Origin of the sequence: Halomonas fontilapidosi (genome assembly GCF_014192285.1) — a bacterium.
Lineage (GTDB): Bacteria > Pseudomonadota > Gammaproteobacteria > Pseudomonadales > Halomonadaceae > Halomonas > Halomonas fontilapidosi.
In genome coordinates, this window is record NZ_JACHXQ010000002.1 from 404,291 (window position 1) to 422,211 (window position 17,921).

Sequence of the window (17,921 nt, forward strand, 5' to 3'; positions counted from 1 at the left end):
GCGCTCAGCGAGACTGGACCTCGGACCAGAGCTGCTGGAAGGTCTGCAGGGCATCGCCTTCCAGGCTGGGCGTAAAGCGCAGCCGCTCCATGTCCGCCTCGCTGGGCTGGACTGGCGGCTCGGTCAGCACCGCATCCAGGTAGGGCTCGGCGGCCGCATTGGGGCTGGCATAGTAGTTGTAGTTGGAGAGCTGGGCGCCGACCTCGGCATCCAGAATGAAGTCGATGAACTTGTGGGCCATATCCGGATTGGGCGCCTCGGCCGGAATCAGCATCGAATCCACCCACATCTCGGCGCCCTCGTCGGGGATCATGAAGTCCAGGTGCTCGAAGGTCTCGGGGTCCTCGTCCTTGAAGAAGAGGTAGTCGCCGTTATAGGAGAGGCCCACATGGGTGACGCCACGCGCCAGCTGCTGCAGCGCCGGGGTGCCATCGGTGAAGCCACTGAAGGTGTCGCGTCCCTTGGTGTCGATCAACAGCCGGGCGGCCTCCTTCCAGGCGTTCATGTCGGTGCAGTCATAGCCATGGCCCAGGTAGGCGCAGGCACCGCCCATGCTGACCTGGCCATCGCCCATCAGCGCAAAGGGATGGTCGGGATTAACCTCGGGGTCGAACAGCAGCGACCAGCTCTTGGGGGCCTCCGGGAAGGTCTCGGTATTGTAGACGATGCCGGTGGTGCCCCACTGATAGGGCGCGCTGTACTCGGCCCCCGGATCGAAGGCCGGGTCCCGGAACTGCGCCATGACGTTGTCGAGATTCTCGAGCTTCGACTTGTCGAGCTTCTGCACCAGGCCGGTCTGGATCAGCCGCGGCACGTAGTAGTTGGACGGCACGATGATGTCGTACTGGGAGACCCCGCCGGCATTCAGCTTGGCGAACATCTCGGGCAGCGAGTTGAAGTAGTTCTGCACGACGTCGACATCGTACCTCTCCTCGAAGGCCTCGATGATCTCGGGGTCCATGTACTCGGTCCAGTTGAACAGGTAGAGCTTGTTCTCCTGGGCCTGAACGCTGCCGGCAAGCAGTGCGGCGCCGACAGACAGGGCAAGTGCGGTCTTGTTGATTGTCATCTCGGACTCTCCTGGTTTCCCCTAGGGAAGGCTTGGCCGGCTCATGCCTGCCGGCGACGGCTGAATATCAGACTGATGATGGCGGCAATGGCCACTGCAGCGATCATCAGCGTGGCGATGGCGTTGATCTCGGGCGATACCCCCTTCTTAATCGCGCCCCAGATGTAGATCGGCAGGGTCGCGCTCTCGGGGCCGGCGGTGAAGAAACTGATCACGAAGTCATCCACCGACAGCGTAAAGGAGAGGAAGAAGGCCGAGATCAACGCTGGCTTGATGGTCGGCAGCATGAAGTGCACCACCCGCTTGACCGGCGAGGCGTAGAGGTCCTTGGCGGCCTCGAAGAGGGTCGGGTCCAGGCCCACGAAGCGCGAGTAGACGATCAGCGCCACGAAGGGGATCTGGAAGGTGACGTGGGCGATGATCATGGTCACCAGGCCCGGCTGCAGCAGCCCGGTCAGGCGATGGACCTGCACGAAGAAGGCCATCTCCGAGATGCCGAAGACGATGTCCGGCAGCACGATGGGCAGGTAGATCAGCACGATCAGCCAGCCCAGCTTGCGGTGACGATGGCGATACATGCCATAGCCGATCAAGCAGCCGATGCCCAGCGCGATCACCGAGGAGCTGATGGCAAGTATCATGCTGTTGGCGAAGGCCGAGAGGATCTCCTCGTTGCCCATCAGGCGGCCGTACCAGCGCAGCGAGAGGCCGGTGAAGGTCGCCGCACTGTTGGAGGCATTGAAGGAGAACAGCACCACCACGGCGAGCGGCAGGTAGAGGAAGGCCAGCGTGGCCCACCAGAAGGCGGTCAGGCCGCGCTTGAGCGTGCGCTTTCTCATATCACCACCTCCTCGCCGCCACCCAGGCGCTTGCCGATGCGACGCATGGCAAACAGCCCGATGAAGGTGGCGATCAGCATCAGGATCGCGCCGGCGGCTCCCAGCGGCCAGTTGGCCCCACCGGCGAACTGGTTGGCCACCAGGTTGCCGAGCATCATGCCCTTGCCACCGCCCAGCAGCTCGGGGATCACGTACATGCCGAAGGCGGGGATCGCCACCAGCACGATGCCGGCCAGCAGCCCCGGCAGGGTCTGGGGGAAGACGGCGTGCCAGAAGGCACGCACCGGCGAGGCGAAGAGGTCCTGGGCGGCCTCCACCTGGGCGGTGTCGAGCTTCTCGAAGGCGGCGTAGAGCGGCAGCACCATGAACGGCAGGAAGTTGTAGACCAGGCCCAGAGTCACCGCGAAGTTCGAGGGATAAAGCCCCATGTTGGGGGCAATGAAACCGAGGCCCTCGGCCAGGTTGGAGAGCGGCGTGCCCGGCGCCAGCAGGTTCATCCAGCCGAAGGTGCGGATCACCTGGTTGGTCCAGCTCGGCACGACCACCAGCAGCAGCATGATCGGCCGCCATTTAGCGCGGCAGGTACTGATGTAGTAGGCGATGGGATAGGCGACGATCACCACCAGGCCGGTAGAGACCAGCGTCTGCCACAGCGAGCGCAGCAGGGTGTAGAGGTTGCCGGGGCTCCAGCCCAGAAAGCCGAAGCCCGCCAGGCGCCGGAACGACTCCAGCGACAGCGGCATCTCCGGCAGGCCATAGGGACCGTTGGTCATGAAGGCCACGCCCATCAGGTAGGCGCTGGGCAGCACCAGGAAGATCACGATCCAGGTCGCCCCAGGCGCCACGGTGACCAGCAGGTGCCGTGCCTCGCGCACCATGCCGCGGCTGCGGGCGGAGGGCGTTACGCCGGTATAGGCCATGTGCGTCTCCTCACTCGCTCAGGGTAACCAGATCTTCGGGGGCCACCGACACCGTGACCCGGTCCCCCACCTCGGGCAGGTGCCTGCCGCGGTTGTTGAGGGTCGCCTGCAGGGTGCTCGCGCCGATCTCCAGGCGATACTCGGCATGGCTGCCGCGGTAGAGCCGCTCGCTGACCGTCGCCGGCAGGTGGTTGTCGCCGGCCACCTCACCGGGCAGCAGATCCAGCGTCTCGGGACGGATCAGCAGCAGGCCGCCCTCCCCGGCGTCCTCGGCGGTGAGTTCGCCAAGCGGCGTGGTCAGGCGATCGTGGTGGCGGGCAGTGACCGGATAGAGATTGTCGTGGCCCATGAAGCGGGCGACGAAGGCGTTGACCGGGTGCTCATAGACCTCCCGGGGCGGCCCCACCTGCTGGATCACCCCGCCGTTGAGCACGGCGATGCGATCGGACATCACCATGGCCTCCTGCTGGTCATGGGTGACGAACACGAAGGTCATCCCCAGGCGCTTCTGCACTCGCAAGAGCTCCACCTGCAACTGGCTGCGCAGGCCGGCGTCGAGTGCCGAGAGCGGCTCGTCGAGCAGCAGCACGTCGGGCTCGTTGACCAGCGCGCGAGCCAGGGCGATGCGCTGGCGCTGGCCACCGGAGAGCTGGTCGACGCGGCGGTCCACCAGGTCGCCCAGCTTGATGAACTCGGCGATCTTCGCTACCCGGGCCTCGCGCTCCTCGCGGGGCAGGCCAAGCATCTTGAGCCCGAAGGCCAGGTTCTCGCGCACCGAGAGGTGCGGGAAGAGCGCATAGGACTGGAAGACGGTATTGACGCTGCGCTTGTGCGGCGGCACCTCGGTGATGTCCTTGCCGCCGATCGCCAGGCGGCCGTCGTCGGCCTCCTCGAGGCCGGCAAGGATGCGCAGCAGGGTGGTCTTGCCGCAGCCCGAGGGGCCGAGCAGGGTAAAGAACTCGCCGGCCTCGATGGTCAGATCGACGCCGTCCAGGGCCACGGTGTCCCGCCCGAAGCGTTTGTGAAGCCCCTGCATCTCGATGGAGGAGGCCTCGCGGCTCGCCTCGTCCCCTGCCACTTCCCCGGCCTGTGGCGCGCCCGGTGACGCGATGGCTTCCGCCGCGATGGTGTCGCTCATGGGGGTGCCCTCTCGGTTCTCGATGGCCCGGTTCACAGCCGGTCCCGCAGTTTGTAGAAGTGAGTGGCCAGCACCAGCAGCGGCTTGCGCAGCAGGGCACCACCCGGGAAGTGGCGATGGGGCATGGCGGCAAAGACATCGAAGCGTTCGCTCTGGCCGGCGATGGTTTCGGCCAGCAGCTTGCCGGCCAGCCCCGCCAGGGCCATGCCGTGTCCGGAATAGCCCTGGGCGTAGTAGACATTGCGGCCCAACCGGCCGAAGTCCGGCGCCCGGTCGAGCGTGATGGCCACGTCTCCACCCCAGCGATAGTCGATGCGCACCCCCTCGAGCACCGGGAAGATCCGCGCGATCTTGGCATCCATGCGCGCCTCGAGGCCGCGTGGCTCGCGTCCGTCGTAGCTGACCTCGCCGCCATAGATCAGGCGACGGTCGGCGGAGAGCCGGTAGTAGTCGAGCACGAAGTTGGCATCGGACAGGGCATCGTTGCGGGGCAGCACCCGGGCCGCCCGCTCGGCCGAAAGCGGCTCGGTAGCGATCATGTAGTTGGCGGCGCGCATGACGCGACCCGAGAGTTCGGGCATCAGGCCTGCTTGATAGGCGTTGGTGCCCACCACCACGAAGTCGGCAGTGACCCGACCCGCGGTGGTGCCCACGCTGGCTGGCTGGCCGTGATGGACCTCCACGGCGGCGCTCTGCTCGTGGATCGTCACCCCGGCGCGGCGGGCCGCCCGCGCCAGGCCCAGGGTATAGTTGAGAGGATGCAGGTGGCCGCCCTCGGCATCATGCAGGGCCGCCGGGTAGGCGTCGGTCACCACGTGCTCGCGCAGGGCATCGCCCTGAAGCATGGAAAGCGCCGGGTAGCCGAAGTCACGGGCCATGCGCTCGCGGAAGGCCTCGAGTTCACGCACGTGACGCAGCTTGACCGCGGCATGCAAATAGCCCCAGGCAAGCTCACAGGGGATCGCGTGGCGCTCGACCAGTTCCGCGGTCAGGCGCACCGCCTCGCGACTCATCTCCCAGATATCCCGGGCCCGCTCTCGCCCCAGCGCCTTCTCCACGGTGCTGATGTCGGTACCCAGCCCGGGGAGGATCTGACCGCCGCTGCGCCCGGAGGCGCCATGCCCGATCTGCCCGGCCTCGAGCAGCACCACCGAATAGCCCCGCTCGGCCAGGTGCAGCGCCGCCGAGCAACCGGTGATGCCACCACCGACCACGCAGACATCGGCCCGCACCTCCCCCTCGAGCGGGGGGCAGTCGCCAAGCTCGACGGCGATGGAGTCGCGGTACCAGGAGGCGGGCGGCGCCAGCGGCGGGGTCGTCATGCGGGACACCTGTTGTGTGATGCGCGGTGCGCTGGTTGTTGTTGGCTTCCTCGCCCGGTGAATTCACCCGGGCAGGCCACCTCAGTTTGACACCAGCACGGCAATAACTGTCAAGTATTTAGCACCTGCCAATAAACCGAGCGATGTTGGCGTCAAGGCAATCACTCACAGATATTAATATAGTAATCTGATTATAAAGAAAAAATACGACGAAGCGAAAATACGGAGGTCACGCAGCGCCTCAGGACACCAGTAAACGAGCGTGGTAACGTCAATTAATCACCACCAACCCTCATCACCACCATGGCCGCCCACATGATGAGCGAAGCGGCGCCTTCGCCTCAGAGCTCCTTCATGCAGGCGTCGGCAGAAGAGGCTTGGGTGGCGCCGAGACACCCGTCATGCTTTGGTGAAGAAAAACGCCCCGACCAAGGAGTCCCCCCATGAAGGCGTCGACTGCCCCTGATCCCCATGTCATCGAGAACGGCAAGGGGCCCAGCCCGCTCAACCATCACTACTGGATGCCGTTCAGCGCCAATCGCGACTTCCATGCGCATCCCCGCGTCATCACCGCTGCCGACGGACGCTATTTCATCGATGACCGCGGGCGGCGGCTGTTCGACTCGCTCTCCGGCCTCTGGACCTGCGGCGCCGGCCACAACCGTCCCGAGATCCAGCAGGCGGTGGCGGCCCAGCTGAGCCGGCTGGACTATGCTCCCGGCTTCCAGGTCGCCCACCCGCTCGCTTTCGAGCTGGCCGAACGCATGGCGACACTGACCCCGCCGGGGCTGGACCACGTCTTCTTCACCGATTCCGGCTCCGAGTCCGCCGACACGGCGGTCAAGATGGCGCGTGCCTACTGGCGCCTCCAGGGCCGACCGGAGAAGACCCGTCTGATCGGCCGCGCCAAGGGCTATCACGGCGTCAATATCGGCGGTACCAGCCTCGGCGGAATCGGCGGCAACCGCAAGCACTACGGCCAGCTGATGGACGTCACCCACCTGCCCCATACCCTGCAGCCGACGCACGCCTTCACCCGTGGCCAGGCCGACAGCGGTGCGGAGCTCGCCGACGCCCTGCTCGACCAGATCGCCCTGCACGACGCCTCCAGCATCGCCGCGGTGATCGTCGAGCCGATGTCCGGTTCCGCCGGGGTCATCGTGCCGCCGCGGGGCTACCTGGAGCGGCTGCGCGAGATCTGCTCCGCCCACGACATCCTGCTGATCTTCGACGAGGTGATCACCGCCTTCGGCCGGGCCGGGGCCCGCACCGGCGCCGAGGCCTTCGGCGTCACCCCGGACATCATGAACGTGGCCAAGCAGCTCACCAACGGCGCGGTGCCCATGGGGGCGGTGATCGCCTCGCGTGAGATCTTCGATACCTTCATGGCAGGGGGCGGCCCGGCGCATGCCATCGAGTTCCCCCATGGCTATACCTACAGCGCCCATCCGGTGGCGTGCGCCGCGGCACTGGCCACCCTCGACCTGTTCGAGCGTGAGGACTTCCCCGGCCAGGTGCGGGCCATTGCCCCGGCCTTCGAGGCTAAACTCCACGCCCTCAGGGATCGCCCGCATGTGGTGGATATCCGCAACCACGGCCTGGCCGGCGCGCTGCAGCTCGCGCCCCGCCATGGCGACCCGACCATCCGTCCCCGGGATGCTCACCTGGCGCTCTGGGAAGCGGGCTTTTACGTGCGCTATGGCGGCGACACCCTGCAGTTCGGCCCCCCCTTCGCCAGCACGGAGACGGAGCTCGAGCGGCTCTTCGATGCCGTGGCCACGACGCTGGACCGGCTGGCGTGAGCGGCGAACTCGCGGCTCGACGCCATGGCGGCCGCGCGCGCTTGGCCAGGGCTCTTGTCAATAGGCGGCGCAGACCGGACAGGCGGGGTCGCGCGGCACACCGAAGTGGCGCCACTGGCCGCTGAGGCCGTCGAAGGTGGAGAGTCCGCGATGAGGCGTGCCGGCGCCGCTGACAAGCTTGATCGCCTCCAGGGCCTGGAAGCTGCCGATCAGCCCCACCAGGGGCGCCACCACGCCGCTCTCGGCGCAACTGAGCGCCTCGTCGCCGCTGTCGTCCGGCGGGTAGAGGCAGGCATAGCAGGGTGAATCGGGGTCGCGGGCATCGAACACGGCGAGCTGGCCGGAGAAGCGGATCGCCGCCCCGGAGACCAGCGGCACGCGTGCCGCCCGGCAGGCGGCGTTGATCGCATAGCGGCTGGAGAAGCGGTCGGTGCAGTCGAGCACCACGTCCGCCTCGGCGACGGCTTGCGCCAGCGATGCGCCGTCGAGATGCGCGGTGATCGCTTGAATCGTGCAAGCGGGGTTGAGGGCAAGCGCCGCCTCCCGGGCCGACTCGGCCTTGTTGCGACCGAGGTCGGCGGTGGCGTGGGCGATCTGGCGCTGCAGGTTGGAAAGCTCGACCTCGTCGGCATCGGCCAGCGTCAGCCGACCCAGCCCCGCGGCCGCCAGGTAGAGGGCCACCGGCGAGCCCAGCCCGCCGGCGCCCACCACCAGGGCGTGGCTGGCCAGCAGCCGCTCCTGGCCATCGATGTCGATCTGCTCGAGCATGATCTGGCGGCTATAGCGCAGCAGGGCCTGGTCATCCATCGATGGGCTCACTTCTCCTCGAACTCCTCGATGTCGGGCACGTGGAGGCTGAAGTCCTCCTTGACCTCCTCCATCACCACATAGCTCTTGGACTCCTTCACCCCGGGCAGGGTCAGCACCACGTCGCCGAGCAGCTGGCGATAGGCGGACATCTCGGGAATCCGGCACTTGAGAATGTAGTCGAACTGCCCCGACACCAGGTGACACTCCTGGATCTGTGGCAGCATGGCCACGGCACGACGAAACTCGTCGAACACCGCCGGCGACTGGGTCTCCAGGCTGATCTCGACGAACACCAGCAGGTTGGCCTTGAGCGCCCGAGGGTCGAGCAGCGCCTTGTAGCCACGAATGATACCGGAACGCTCCAGGCGCTTGACGCGCTCCAGGCAAGGCGTGGTGGAGAGGCCAACCTGGGAGGCCAGGTCGACGTAGGAGATGCGGGCATTCTCCTGCAGGCAGCGCAGGATCTTGAGATCGATGCGATCGAGGGTGCGGGTCTTGGCTTTCATGGTCGTGGGCGTGCCGATAGGGATGGGCCGTTCACGTCATCGTGACCGCACGATCACCTGAAAATCACTCCACCGAAGACGCTCCGATGGGTTTCACGAATGCAAAGGCGACGAGACGTGGCGTTTTTTGCTGGCCAAGAAGTACCACATCACGACCGCCCCTCACCAGTCACACTGTCAACGCGGCGTCCCAGACTGACCCGCTCATGCCCCCCCAGATCGCGAAGCGTCGCGATCTCGTCATAGCCGACCGCGGCGAGGGCGTCGCGCACCGCCCTCCCCTGGCCCTGGCCATGCTCCAGCAGCAGCCAGCCGCCGGGCACGAGGTAAGCACGAGCTTCACTGGCCAGGTGGCGCAGGTCGGCCAGTCCCTCCTCGGCGGCGATCAGCGCGCTGGCCGGCTCGAAGCGCACATCGCCCTGCTGCAGGTGGGGGTCGTCCGCGGCGATGTAAGGCGGATTCGAGACGATAAGCGCGAAACGCTCCACGCTATCTGCGTGGTCCAGCGCCGTGAACCAGTCGCCCACGCGAAACTCGACGTTGCCGATGGCGAGGCGCTCGGCATTGTACCGGGCCAGCGACACCGCCTCGGGACGTTGATCGATACCGACCACCGACCAGCCGGGCTGCTCGCTGGCGAAGGCCAGGGCGATGGCCCCGGTGCCGGTGCCAAGGTCCAGCAGATGTCCCTCGGGAGGCGAGGCGTGGGCCAACGCCGCCTCGACCAGACGCTCGGTATCGGGGCGGGGAATCAAGGTATGCGACGAGGTGGCCAGCCGCAGCCCCCAGAACTCTCGCTCGCCGGTCAGGTAGGCCACCGGGTGGCCCAGGGCGCGCGCCGCCAGCAGCGCCTCGAAGCGCGCCCGCTCGAAGACCGGCGGCTCGCGGTCACCCCAGGTGTAAAGCCAGGTGCGGTCGACACCCAGCGCATGGCACAGCAGCACCTCGGCATCGAGCCGAGGGCTCGCTGAGCCGGCCTGGAGAAGACGCTGCGTCGCCCGCGCCAGCAGGGCGTCGAGGATCATCCGGCATCCTGCTGAAGCGCCGCCAGCTGCTCGGCCTGGTACTCGTGGATCAGCGGCTCGATCACGTCGTCGAGTTGCTCGCCGCTGACCACCTCGGAGAGCTTGTAGAGCGTCAGGTTGATGCGATGGTCGGTGATTCGGCCCTGGGGAAAGTTGTAGGTGCGAATACGCTCGCTGCGATCGCCCGAGCCCACCAGGCTGCGCCGGGCATCGGCCTGCTGCTGCCGCTGGCTGGCCACGGCCGACTGCTTGAGCCGCGCAGCGAGCAGCGACATCGCCTTGGCGCGATTCTTGTGCTGGCTGCGCTCCTCCTGGCACTCCACCACCACCCCGCTGGGCAGGTGGGTGATGCGGATCGCGGAGTCGGTAGTGTTGACGTGCTGCCCGCCGGCGCCGCTGGAGCGGAAGGTATCGACTCGCAAGTCGCTTGGGTCGATATCGATGTCGCCCACCTCGTCGGCCTCGGGCATCACTGCCACGGTGCAGGCCGAGGTGTGGATGCGCCCCTGGGATTCGGTGGCCGGCACCCGCTGCACGCGGTGCGCCCCGGATTCGAACTTGAGCCGCGCATAGACGCCCTCGCCCTTGATGCGCGAGATGATCTCCTTGTAACCGCCCTGGTCCCCGTGGCTGGCGCTGACCACCTCGACCTTCCAGCCGTGCTGCTCGGCATAGCGGGAATACATGCGGAAGAGGTCACCGGCGAACAGCGCCGCCTCGTCGCCGCCGGTGCCAGCGCGAATCTCGAGGAAGACGTTGCGCCGGTCGTCGGGATCGCGGGGCACCAGCAGCTGCTTGAGACGGATCTCAAGGGCCGCAAGCCGCTCATGACCCTCGTCCCGCTCGAGTTCGGCCAGTTCGCGCATCTCGGCGTCGGCATCGCCGAGCAGCTGCTCGGCGGAGGTGATATCGGCCTCCACGGCGCGATACTCGCGCCAGGCCTCCACCAAGGGTTCGAGCTCGGCATATTCCCGCGAATAGTCGCGAAAGCGGCTCTGGTCGCTGATCACCTCGGGCTCCGCCAGCAGGGCGGAGAGCTCCTCGAAGCGCTCGACGAAGGCATCGAGGCGCTGGCGCAGGCTGGCTTTCATCGGCGCATCCTATCGAGAGTGGTCGTTGGATTCATCCAGCAGCAGCGCGGTGGCAGCGTCCAGCAGGTCACGACGCTCCCGGGAAGCCGCCTCGCGCATCGCCACGGTGGGACGGTGCATCAGTCGGTTGGTGAGCTGGTGGGCCAGGCGTCGAATCACCAGTTCGGGGTCCTCGCCGCGGGCCAGGCGCGCCAGGGCCTGCTGCTCGGAGAGCTCGCGCATGGCCTCGCCGCGGGCGCGCACGTCGCGGATCAGCTCGCCGCCGCTGCGGATTCGCCGCTCGTGCTGCCAATTACCCACCCCGTGCTCGATCAGCGACTCGGCCTGGTCGGCGGCCACCTGCCGGTGTCGGCGGTTCTCTTCGATGACCTCCTGAAGGTCATCGACGGTATACAGGAAGACATCGCCGAGCTCGCCCACCTCGGGCTCGATGTCGCGCGGGACGGCAATGTCGACCATGAAGACAGGACGGTGGCGGCGTTTCTTCAGCGCCCGCTCGACCATGCCCTTGCCCAGGATCGGCAACGGTGCGGCGGTCGAGGAGATCACGATGTCGGCCTGGACGAGCGCCTCGGGAATGGCATCGAGGGTAATCGCCTCACCGCCCAGTGGCCCGGAGAGGGCCTCGGCGCGCTCGCGGGTGCGGTTGGCCACGGTGAGTTGCCGCACACCCGCCTCGTGGAGGTGGCGCGCCACCAGCTCGATGGTCTCGCCGGCGCCGATCAGCAGCGCTCGCGAGCGGGTGAAGTCGCCAAAGATACGGCTGGCCAGGCTCACCGCCGCATAGGCCACCGACACCGGGTTGCGTCCGATGCCGGTCTCGGTACGCACCTGCTTGGCCACGGCAAAGGTGTGCTGAAAAAGACACTCCAGCTCCTTGCCCAGCCCCTTCTCTCGGCGGCTGGCCTGGTAGGCCTCCTTGAGCTGGCCCAGTATCTGCGGCTCGCCCAGCACCATCGAGTCCAGCCCCACGGCCACGCGCATCAGGTGTCGCGCCGCCTCGTTCTCGTGAAAGTGGTAGGCGCAGCGCGAGAGATCCTCCACCCTCAGCCCGTGAAACCGGCCCAGCCAGTCGAGGATCTCGCGCTCGCCGACAGCATCGGTGACGCAGTAGAGCTCGGTACGGTTGCAGGTGGAGAGAACCGCGGCCTCGCGCACCTCCGGCAGCGCACGCAGCTCGGCCAGCGCCGCCTCCAACTGAGTCGGCGAAAAGGCGACCTGCTCGCGCACCTCGATGGTGGCGGTCCGGTGGTTGATTCCCAGGGCAAGAAGCGTCATGCGTTCGGCGTCTTCGCGAGTCGTGGTTCCGGCAGGGGCGCAGTGAAGATGTCCGCCGACGCGGACCGCCCATCCTCGAAGCGACGCATTCTACCACAGGCCGCCCGCCCGGGGCGCCATGACATGCCGTGATCGGGATCATGCTTTGCCCGGCGGAGTCGAGCCGTTATGCTGGCCACACTCCCTTTAGTACGAGACGCGCATGTCCCGCGGAACGCTCTCCCGAATCAATCGACGCCTCCCCCTGGCGCCGATAGTGCTGGCGACCCTGCTCGCCGGCTGCCAGACGCTACCGGGGTCTTTCACGACGGTCGGCGCCGACGAAGACCCGATGGCGGATGCGCCGCCGGTGACCCGCGGACTGGATGCCGACAGCCTCACCGGGCTGCTGGTGGCCGAGCTGGCCGGACAGCGCGGCGACTACCGGCGTGCTACCAGCCGCTTTCTCGACGTGGCCGAGCGCTATGGCTCCGCCCCGCTCGCCGAACGCGCCACCCTGGCCGCCCGCTTCAGCGAGGACACCTCACTGCTCGAGGACGCCGCACGCCGCTGGCAGACCCTGGCGCCGGAAAGCGATGCGCCCGCGCGCCTGCTCGCCAGCCTCGCCATGCGGCGCGGCGAATGGGATGCCGCCCTGGCGCAACGCCTGGCGGCCATCGCCCGAGGCGCCCAGGAGGAGCTGACCGGCTTCGTGGAGAGCGCCCTCGAGGCCGGTGCCGACCCGGCGCCACTGTTGGCGAGAATGCGTGAGCATCTGGCCAACCTCGACGAAACACGCCACGACAGCGAACTGGCGACTGCCCTGCTGGAAGCCGCCGCCGGCGAGCGCGCAGCCGCCGAACGGCGCCTGTCGCGACTGGCTCGGGTGGCTCCCGAGCTGCCTGAGCTATGGCAGATCCGCGCCCGCCTGGCCCTCGAGGCCGATGACCCGGCGAGCGCTCGATCGGCGGCGCGGCGCGGCCTGGCGTTGACGCCGGGCGACCCGCGCCTGATGCTGCTGCTGGCGCGCGCCGAGATTCGCCTGGGCGGCATCGAGGCCGCAGAGGCCACCACCGACGCCCTGATCGATGATCACGGCGACGACCCCGAGCTGCGCCTCGGCCTGGCACGCCTGTTCCTGGAAGAGGAGCACCTGCCCCCGGCACGACGACTGCTGCTGCCGCTGGTCGGCGACGACGAGGCACCGCCGCTGGCCTTCCTGCTGCTGGGGGCTATCGCCGAGGAAGAGGGCGAAGTGGATAACGCCCTGCTTTACTATCGCCAGGTACCCCCGGGCGAGCAGTTCCTGACGGCCCGCCTGAGTGCGGCACGGATGCTGATCGAGGACGACCGACTGCTCGATGCGCGTGCCTTCCTGCGCCTGGAACGGCTGAGCCATGAGGCCTACCAAAGTCAGCTGGCCTCTCTGGAGGTCGAGCTGCTCGACGAGGCCGGCCTTGCCGAACAGGCCGATGCGCTGCTCGACAGTCAACTCGCCCAGCGCCCCGACGACGAGCAGCTGCGCTATCAGCGGGCAATGCGGGCCTTTGCCGATGGCGATCTCGCCGCCATGGAGGCAGACCTTCGCCATATCATCGAGCAGGACCCAGACAACGCCAATGCCCTCAACGCCCTGGGTTACACCCTCGCCGATGCCGACCTCGAGGGTCGCCTGGAAGAAGCTCGTGAGCTGATCGAGCGGGCCCACGCCCTCGAACCGGGCAACCCCGCGATCCTCGACAGCCAGGGCTGGGTCCGCTATCGCCAGGGCGACCCCGAGGGCGCCCTGCCCTGGCTCGAGCGCGCCTGGTCGGCGATGCCCGACCAGGAGATCGCCGCTCACCTTATCGAGGTGCTCTGGGTGCTGGGCGAAGAGGAGCGCGCACGCAAGCTGCTCGACGAGGCCCGACAGCGCTTCGAGGAGCGCCCCTTGATCGACGAGCTACTGCAACGTTATCCGGCGCTCGGCGCGTCCGGGCGCAACGACTGACCCCCCGACGAACGGAATTCGCCATGACACCCCTGCCGCGACTGCTTGCCCTCCTGCTCGCCCTGGCCCTGCTGGCCGGTTGCGCCGGCCGGGTGCCCGCCCCCGAGGTCGAGCGCGCCGCAGGCCAATGGCAGGCCCAGGCCGAGCGCCTGGCTGAACTCGATACCTGGGTACTGGTCGGCAAGGTCGGCCTGCGCACCCCCGAGGAGTCCACCAGTGCCAATCTGGACTGGAGCCAGCACCCCCACTACTACCGGCTGCTGATCAGCGGACCCTTCGGCAGCGGGCGCAGCACGCTGGAAGGGCGCGAAGGGCGCTTCTCGATGAACACCCCGGACGGGCGCTGGGAAGCCGAGACGCCGGAAGCCCTGATGGAGCAGCAGCTGGGCTGGTCGCTGCCGGTCAGCGCACTCGCCGACTGGATTCGCGGCTTGCCGGCCGAGGACACCCCGCATCGCCTGGAAAAGGACGCGCTGGGCTTCCCCCAGCGCCTCGAACAGGATGGCTGGGAGATCACCTACCGTGACTGGATGCGTGTCGCCGACCTCTGGCTACCCAGGCGCCTGGTCATGACCTATGACGACCTGCGCGTCACGCTGGTGGTCACCGACTGGCGCCCGGCCCTCGACGACTGACATGATACCTGCTCCCCCCCTCCGCGAGGCGCTGGCCCTGCCGGCACCGGCCAAGCTCAACCGCCTGCTGCATATCACCGGTCGTCGGCCGGATGGCTACCACGAACTGCAGACGCTGTTCCAGTTCCTCGATCACGGCGACACCCTGACCCTGCGTGGCCGCGAGGACGGCGAGATCCACCTGACGCCTCAGCTGCCCGGAGTGGCAGCCGAGGACAACCTGATCGTGCGTGCCGCCCGCCTGCTGCAGGTCGAGAGCGGCTGCCGCCTGGGAGCGAACATCCACCTCGACAAGCGCCTGCCGCTGGGCGGGGGGCTCGGTGGCGGCAGCTCGGATGCCGCCACCACGCTGCTGGGTCTCGATGCCCTGTGGGGCCTGGGGCTGTCACTGCAACGCCTGGCACGGCTGGGCTTGACCCTGGGCGCCGACGTGCCGGTCTTCGTGCACGGACACGCGGCCTGGGCCGAGGGGGTCGGCGAACGCCTCACACCGGTCGAACTCGATACTCCCTGGTTCGTGGTCATCCACCCCGGCGTGACGGTCTCGACACCGGCGGTGTTCACGGCGCCGCAATTGACACGCCACACCCCCCCGATTACCATGGCGCGCGCACTGCAGGGGGGAGCGGCGAGCTGGAGCAACGACTGCGAGCCCACCGTCAGGGCACTGTATCCCGAGGTGGCGCATGCACTCGATTGGCTAGCGACCCGAGCGCCGACCATGCTGACCGGCACCGGCGCCTGCGTCTTTGCCCGGTTCGACACCAGGGCACGGGCAGAAGGACTCCTGAGCGGGGTTCCCAAGGGCTGGCAAGCCTTCACGGCTCGCGGTCTGAATCGCTCACCTCTCCATGCTGCGCTGGGTCGATGACCTTCAGCCGCCCACGGGCGCCAAGGCATCCCGGAACGACTCCCCGACCCGAATCCCTGAAGACCCCACACAGCAAAGGTGGCTGCGCGTGTCAAAATTGATGGTTTTCGCCGGGAATGCCAATCCCGAACTCGCCCGAAAGGTCGCCGAGAGCCTGGATACCTACCTGGGCAACGCCACGGTCGGCCAATTCAGCGATGGCGAGGTCGCCGTCGAGATCAACGAGAACGTGCGCGGCAAGGATGTATTCATCCTGCAGTCCACCTGTGCACCGACCAACGACAACCTGATGGAACTGATCCTGATGGTTGACTCCCTGCGCCGTGCGTCCGCTACCCGGATCACGGCCGTAGTGCCCTACTTCGGCTATGCCCGTCAGGACCGCCGGGTACGCTCGGCACGCGTGCCGATCTCGGCCAAGATCGTTGCCGACATGATGGTCAAGGCCGGCGTCGACCGCGTCATGACCATGGACCTGCACGCCGACCAGATTCAGGGCTTCTTCGACGTGCCGGTGGACAACGTCTACGGTTCGCCGATCCTGCTCGACGATATCGAGCGTCAGAACTACGACGACCTGGTGGTGGTATCGCCGGACGTCGGTGGCGTGGTGCGGGCCCGAGCCATTGCCAAGCAGCTCAACGCCGACCTGGCGATCATCGACAAGCGTCGCCCGGCGTCCAACCAGGCCCAGGTGATGCACATCATCGGCGAGATCGAGAACCGCACCTGCGTGGTGGTCGATGACATGATCGACACGGCCGGCACCCTGTGCAAGGCCGGCGAGGCCCTCAAGGCCCGCGGGGCGCGGCGCGTGGTCGCCTACGCGACCCACCCCATCCTGTCGGGTCCGGCCGTCGACAATATTACCGGCTCGGTGCTCGACGAAGTGGTGGTGACCGACACCATCCCCCTCTCCGAGACCGCGCGGCGCAGCGGCAAGATCCGCCAGCTCAGCGTCGCCGGACTGATCGCCGAGGCGATTCGCCGGGTCAGCAACGAAGAATCCGTCAGCGCCATGTTCCACTGAGTCCGACCCCTTCGGGTTCGCCCGGGGGAACAAGGCGCGGGACACACGCCCTGCGGGGCTCCCGGAAACGCCATGGTCTGGTCGCGGGCCACGGCGTTTTCCTTACTTTCAGAAAGAGGCAATTCCATGTCCGATTACACACTCAATGCCAGCGTTCGTAACGACCTGGGGAAAGGTGCGAGCCGCCGCCTGCGTCGTGCGAACGAACAGGTGCCGGCCATCATCTATGGTGGTGAGAAGGCGCCGCAGCCCATTGCCGTCGACAAGACCAGCTTCTACAAGGCGCTGGAAGACGAGGCCTTCTTCTCCTCGGTGATCAACCTCCAGGTGGATGGCCAGGCCCAGCAGGTGGTCGTACGCGACCTGCAGCGTCACCCCTACAAGCCGCTGATCACCCATGCCGACTTCCTGCGGGTCGACGCCACGCATGAGATCACCATGCGCGTGCCGCTGCACGTGGTAGGCGAGGAGCAGTCCAAGGGGATCAAGGACGAGGGCGGCGAGCTTCACGTGCTCTCCAACGAGGTCGAAATCAGCTGCCTGCCGAAGGATCTGCCCGATTTCCTCGAGGTGGACATCACCGAGACCGAACTGGGCACGACCCTGCACCTCTCTGACCTCAGCGTGCCGGCCGGCGTGACGCTGGTGGCGCTCACCCATGGCGCGGATCACGATAACGCCATACTGAGCATCACCAAGCCCAAGGTCCGCGGTACGGAAGAGGACGAAGAAGGCGGTGAAGCCGCCGAGGGCGAGGAAGGCGAAGGCAGCGCCGAGTAATCGGCGCTTGCCCGGGGCCATGCCTGGCATGGCCCTGCCGTCATTGATCAAGCGCCCCGGCGCTTGATTTTTTTTGGAGAGACGCGATGAGTCAGGTCAAGGCGATCATTGGGCTGGGCAACCCCGGCGCCGACTACGCGGCCACCCGCCACAATGCCGGTGCCTGGCTGGTACAGGCCGTGGCTCGAGCGGCGGGCGGAGAGCTGCGCCCCGATAAGAAGTTCCTGGGCCTGCACGCCAAGGTCCACCTGGATGGCCAGGACGTGCACCTGCTCGAGCCCACCACCTTCATGAACCGCAGCGGCGGCGCGGTGGCGGCACTCTGCCAATTCTTCAAGCTGACGCCCGGCGAGTTACTGGTGGCCCACGACGAACTCGACATTCCACCGGGCACGGCACGCTACAAGACGGGCGGCGGCCACGGTGGCCACAACGGCCTGCGCGACACCATTCGCGCCCTGGGCAATGACCGGTCATTCCACCGCCTGCGCATCGGTATCGGCCATCCCGGCGACAGCCGCCAGGTGACGAATTACGTGCTGGGCCGGCCCGGCAAGGCCGAACGCAGCGCAATCGATGCGGCCATCGACGAATGCCTGGCTACCCTCCCCCAGGCCATGGCCGGCGACTGGGCGAACGCCATGAACCGGTTGCACAGTTTTACAGCGCCGAGCTGAAAGCGCGAACGACAAGGGGAACGACGACGGGCCGCCACGCCCGGAACGCTCCTGTCTTGGGCCGCCTCCTGCTGGCATTGCCCTCGGCCCGTCGCTTGGCCGCTTGGCCGCTTGGCCGCTTGGCGCTGGTAGCTTGGCGCTCCGCGCTTCCGTAGAATA

Annotated in this window: 17 protein-coding genes; 7 read left to right on the forward strand and 10 right to left on the reverse strand. The window is 67.4% G+C overall.

Features of this window, described 5'->3' with window-relative positions:
* Positions 1-4: 4 nt before the first annotated feature.
* From FHR95_RS05490 to FHR95_RS05510, 5 genes are read right to left on the reverse strand one after another with little or no spacing between them, the layout of a single operon-like run.
* A complete protein-coding gene (locus tag FHR95_RS05490; RefSeq protein WP_183313656.1) occupies positions 5-1,069 on the reverse strand; it encodes an ABC transporter substrate-binding protein in 1,065 nt (354 codons plus the stop codon).
* Between the two features lie 41 nt (positions 1,070-1,110).
* Positions 1,111-1,908 (reverse strand): ABC transporter permease, encoded by a 798-nt coding sequence (locus tag FHR95_RS05495; RefSeq protein WP_052448912.1) that lies wholly within the window; start codon positions 1,906-1,908, stop codon positions 1,111-1,113.
* Complete coding sequence (locus FHR95_RS05500) at positions 1,905-2,828, reverse strand: ABC transporter permease (protein WP_183313657.1); 924 nt, start codon at positions 2,826-2,828, stop codon at positions 1,905-1,907. The genes FHR95_RS05495 and FHR95_RS05500 overlap by 4 nt, the downstream gene beginning before the upstream one ends.
* Before the next feature lie 10 nt (positions 2,829-2,838).
* Positions 2,839-3,966 (reverse strand): ABC transporter ATP-binding protein, encoded by a 1,128-nt coding sequence (locus tag FHR95_RS05505; RefSeq protein ID WP_082042746.1) that lies wholly within the window; start codon positions 3,964-3,966, stop codon positions 2,839-2,841.
* A gap of 32 nt (positions 3,967-3,998) precedes the next feature.
* Complete coding sequence (locus FHR95_RS05510; protein ID WP_183313658.1) at positions 3,999-5,288, reverse strand: NAD(P)/FAD-dependent oxidoreductase; 1,290 nt, start codon at positions 5,286-5,288, stop codon at positions 3,999-4,001.
* Between the two features lie 443 nt (positions 5,289-5,731).
* Between FHR95_RS05510 and aptA the strand changes: the two genes are divergently transcribed.
* The gene (gene aptA, locus FHR95_RS05515) at positions 5,732-7,090 is read left to right on the forward strand and encodes an omega-aminotransferase AptA (RefSeq protein ID WP_183313659.1); all 1,359 of its coding nucleotides are present in this window, start codon (positions 5,732-5,734) and stop codon (positions 7,088-7,090) included.
* A gap of 57 nt (positions 7,091-7,147) precedes the next feature.
* Here the strand turns inward: aptA and FHR95_RS05520 are convergent, their stop codons facing one another.
* From FHR95_RS05520 to hemA, 5 genes are all read right to left on the reverse strand, one after another.
* Positions 7,148-7,897, reverse strand: a complete 750-nt coding sequence (locus tag FHR95_RS05520; RefSeq protein WP_183313660.1) for a HesA/MoeB/ThiF family protein — start codon at positions 7,895-7,897, stop codon at positions 7,148-7,150.
* Between the two features lie 8 nt (positions 7,898-7,905).
* Entirely contained in the window at positions 7,906-8,406 is a 501-nt protein-coding gene (locus tag FHR95_RS05525) for a winged helix-turn-helix transcriptional regulator (protein WP_040187639.1), read from the reverse strand.
* 149 nt (positions 8,407-8,555) lie between these two features.
* Positions 8,556-9,431, reverse strand: a complete 876-nt coding sequence (gene prmC, locus FHR95_RS05530) for a peptide chain release factor N(5)-glutamine methyltransferase (protein ID WP_183313661.1) — start codon at positions 9,429-9,431, stop codon at positions 8,556-8,558.
* The gene (gene prfA / locus FHR95_RS05535; RefSeq protein ID WP_183313662.1) at positions 9,428-10,522 is read right to left on the reverse strand and encodes a peptide chain release factor 1; all 1,095 of its coding nucleotides are present in this window, start codon (positions 10,520-10,522) and stop codon (positions 9,428-9,430) included. Before prfA ends, prmC begins: the two co-directional genes overlap by 4 nt.
* Positions 10,523-10,531: 9 nt before the next feature.
* Positions 10,532-11,800: a glutamyl-tRNA reductase gene (gene hemA / locus FHR95_RS05540; protein WP_183313663.1), complete on the reverse strand. Its 1,269-nt coding sequence runs from the start codon at positions 11,798-11,800 to the stop codon at positions 10,532-10,534.
* A 202-nt stretch (positions 11,801-12,002) separates the two neighbouring features.
* On the opposite strand from hemA, the gene FHR95_RS05545 reads away from it, so the two are divergent.
* The 6 genes from FHR95_RS05545 to pth all read left to right on the forward strand — a co-directional run bounded on the left by FHR95_RS05545 (position 12,003) and on the right by pth (position 17,762).
* Positions 12,003-13,769, forward strand: coding sequence for a tetratricopeptide repeat protein (locus FHR95_RS05545; protein WP_183313664.1), 1,767 nt, complete (start codon positions 12,003-12,005; stop codon positions 13,767-13,769).
* A gap of 23 nt (positions 13,770-13,792) precedes the next feature.
* Positions 13,793-14,404 (forward strand): lipoprotein insertase outer membrane protein LolB, encoded by a 612-nt coding sequence (lolB, locus tag FHR95_RS05550; protein WP_183313665.1) that lies wholly within the window; start codon positions 13,793-13,795, stop codon positions 14,402-14,404.
* 1 nt (position 14,405) lies between these two features.
* On the forward strand, positions 14,406-15,275 hold the full coding sequence (gene ispE, locus FHR95_RS05555) for a 4-(cytidine 5'-diphospho)-2-C-methyl-D-erythritol kinase (protein ID WP_183313666.1): 870 nt from the start codon (positions 14,406-14,408) through the stop codon (positions 15,273-15,275).
* Positions 15,276-15,363: 88 nt separating this feature from the next.
* The gene (locus FHR95_RS05560) at positions 15,364-16,305 is read left to right on the forward strand and encodes a ribose-phosphate pyrophosphokinase (protein ID WP_179862062.1); all 942 of its coding nucleotides are present in this window, start codon (positions 15,364-15,366) and stop codon (positions 16,303-16,305) included.
* A 126-nt stretch (positions 16,306-16,431) separates the two neighbouring features.
* Positions 16,432-17,085, forward strand: a complete 654-nt coding sequence (locus tag FHR95_RS05565; protein WP_040187650.1) for a 50S ribosomal protein L25/general stress protein Ctc — start codon at positions 16,432-16,434, stop codon at positions 17,083-17,085.
* Between the two features lie 86 nt (positions 17,086-17,171).
* A complete protein-coding gene (pth, locus tag FHR95_RS05570) occupies positions 17,172-17,762 on the forward strand; it encodes an aminoacyl-tRNA hydrolase (RefSeq protein WP_183313667.1) in 591 nt (196 codons plus the stop codon).
* Positions 17,763-17,921: the final 159 nt, after the last annotated feature.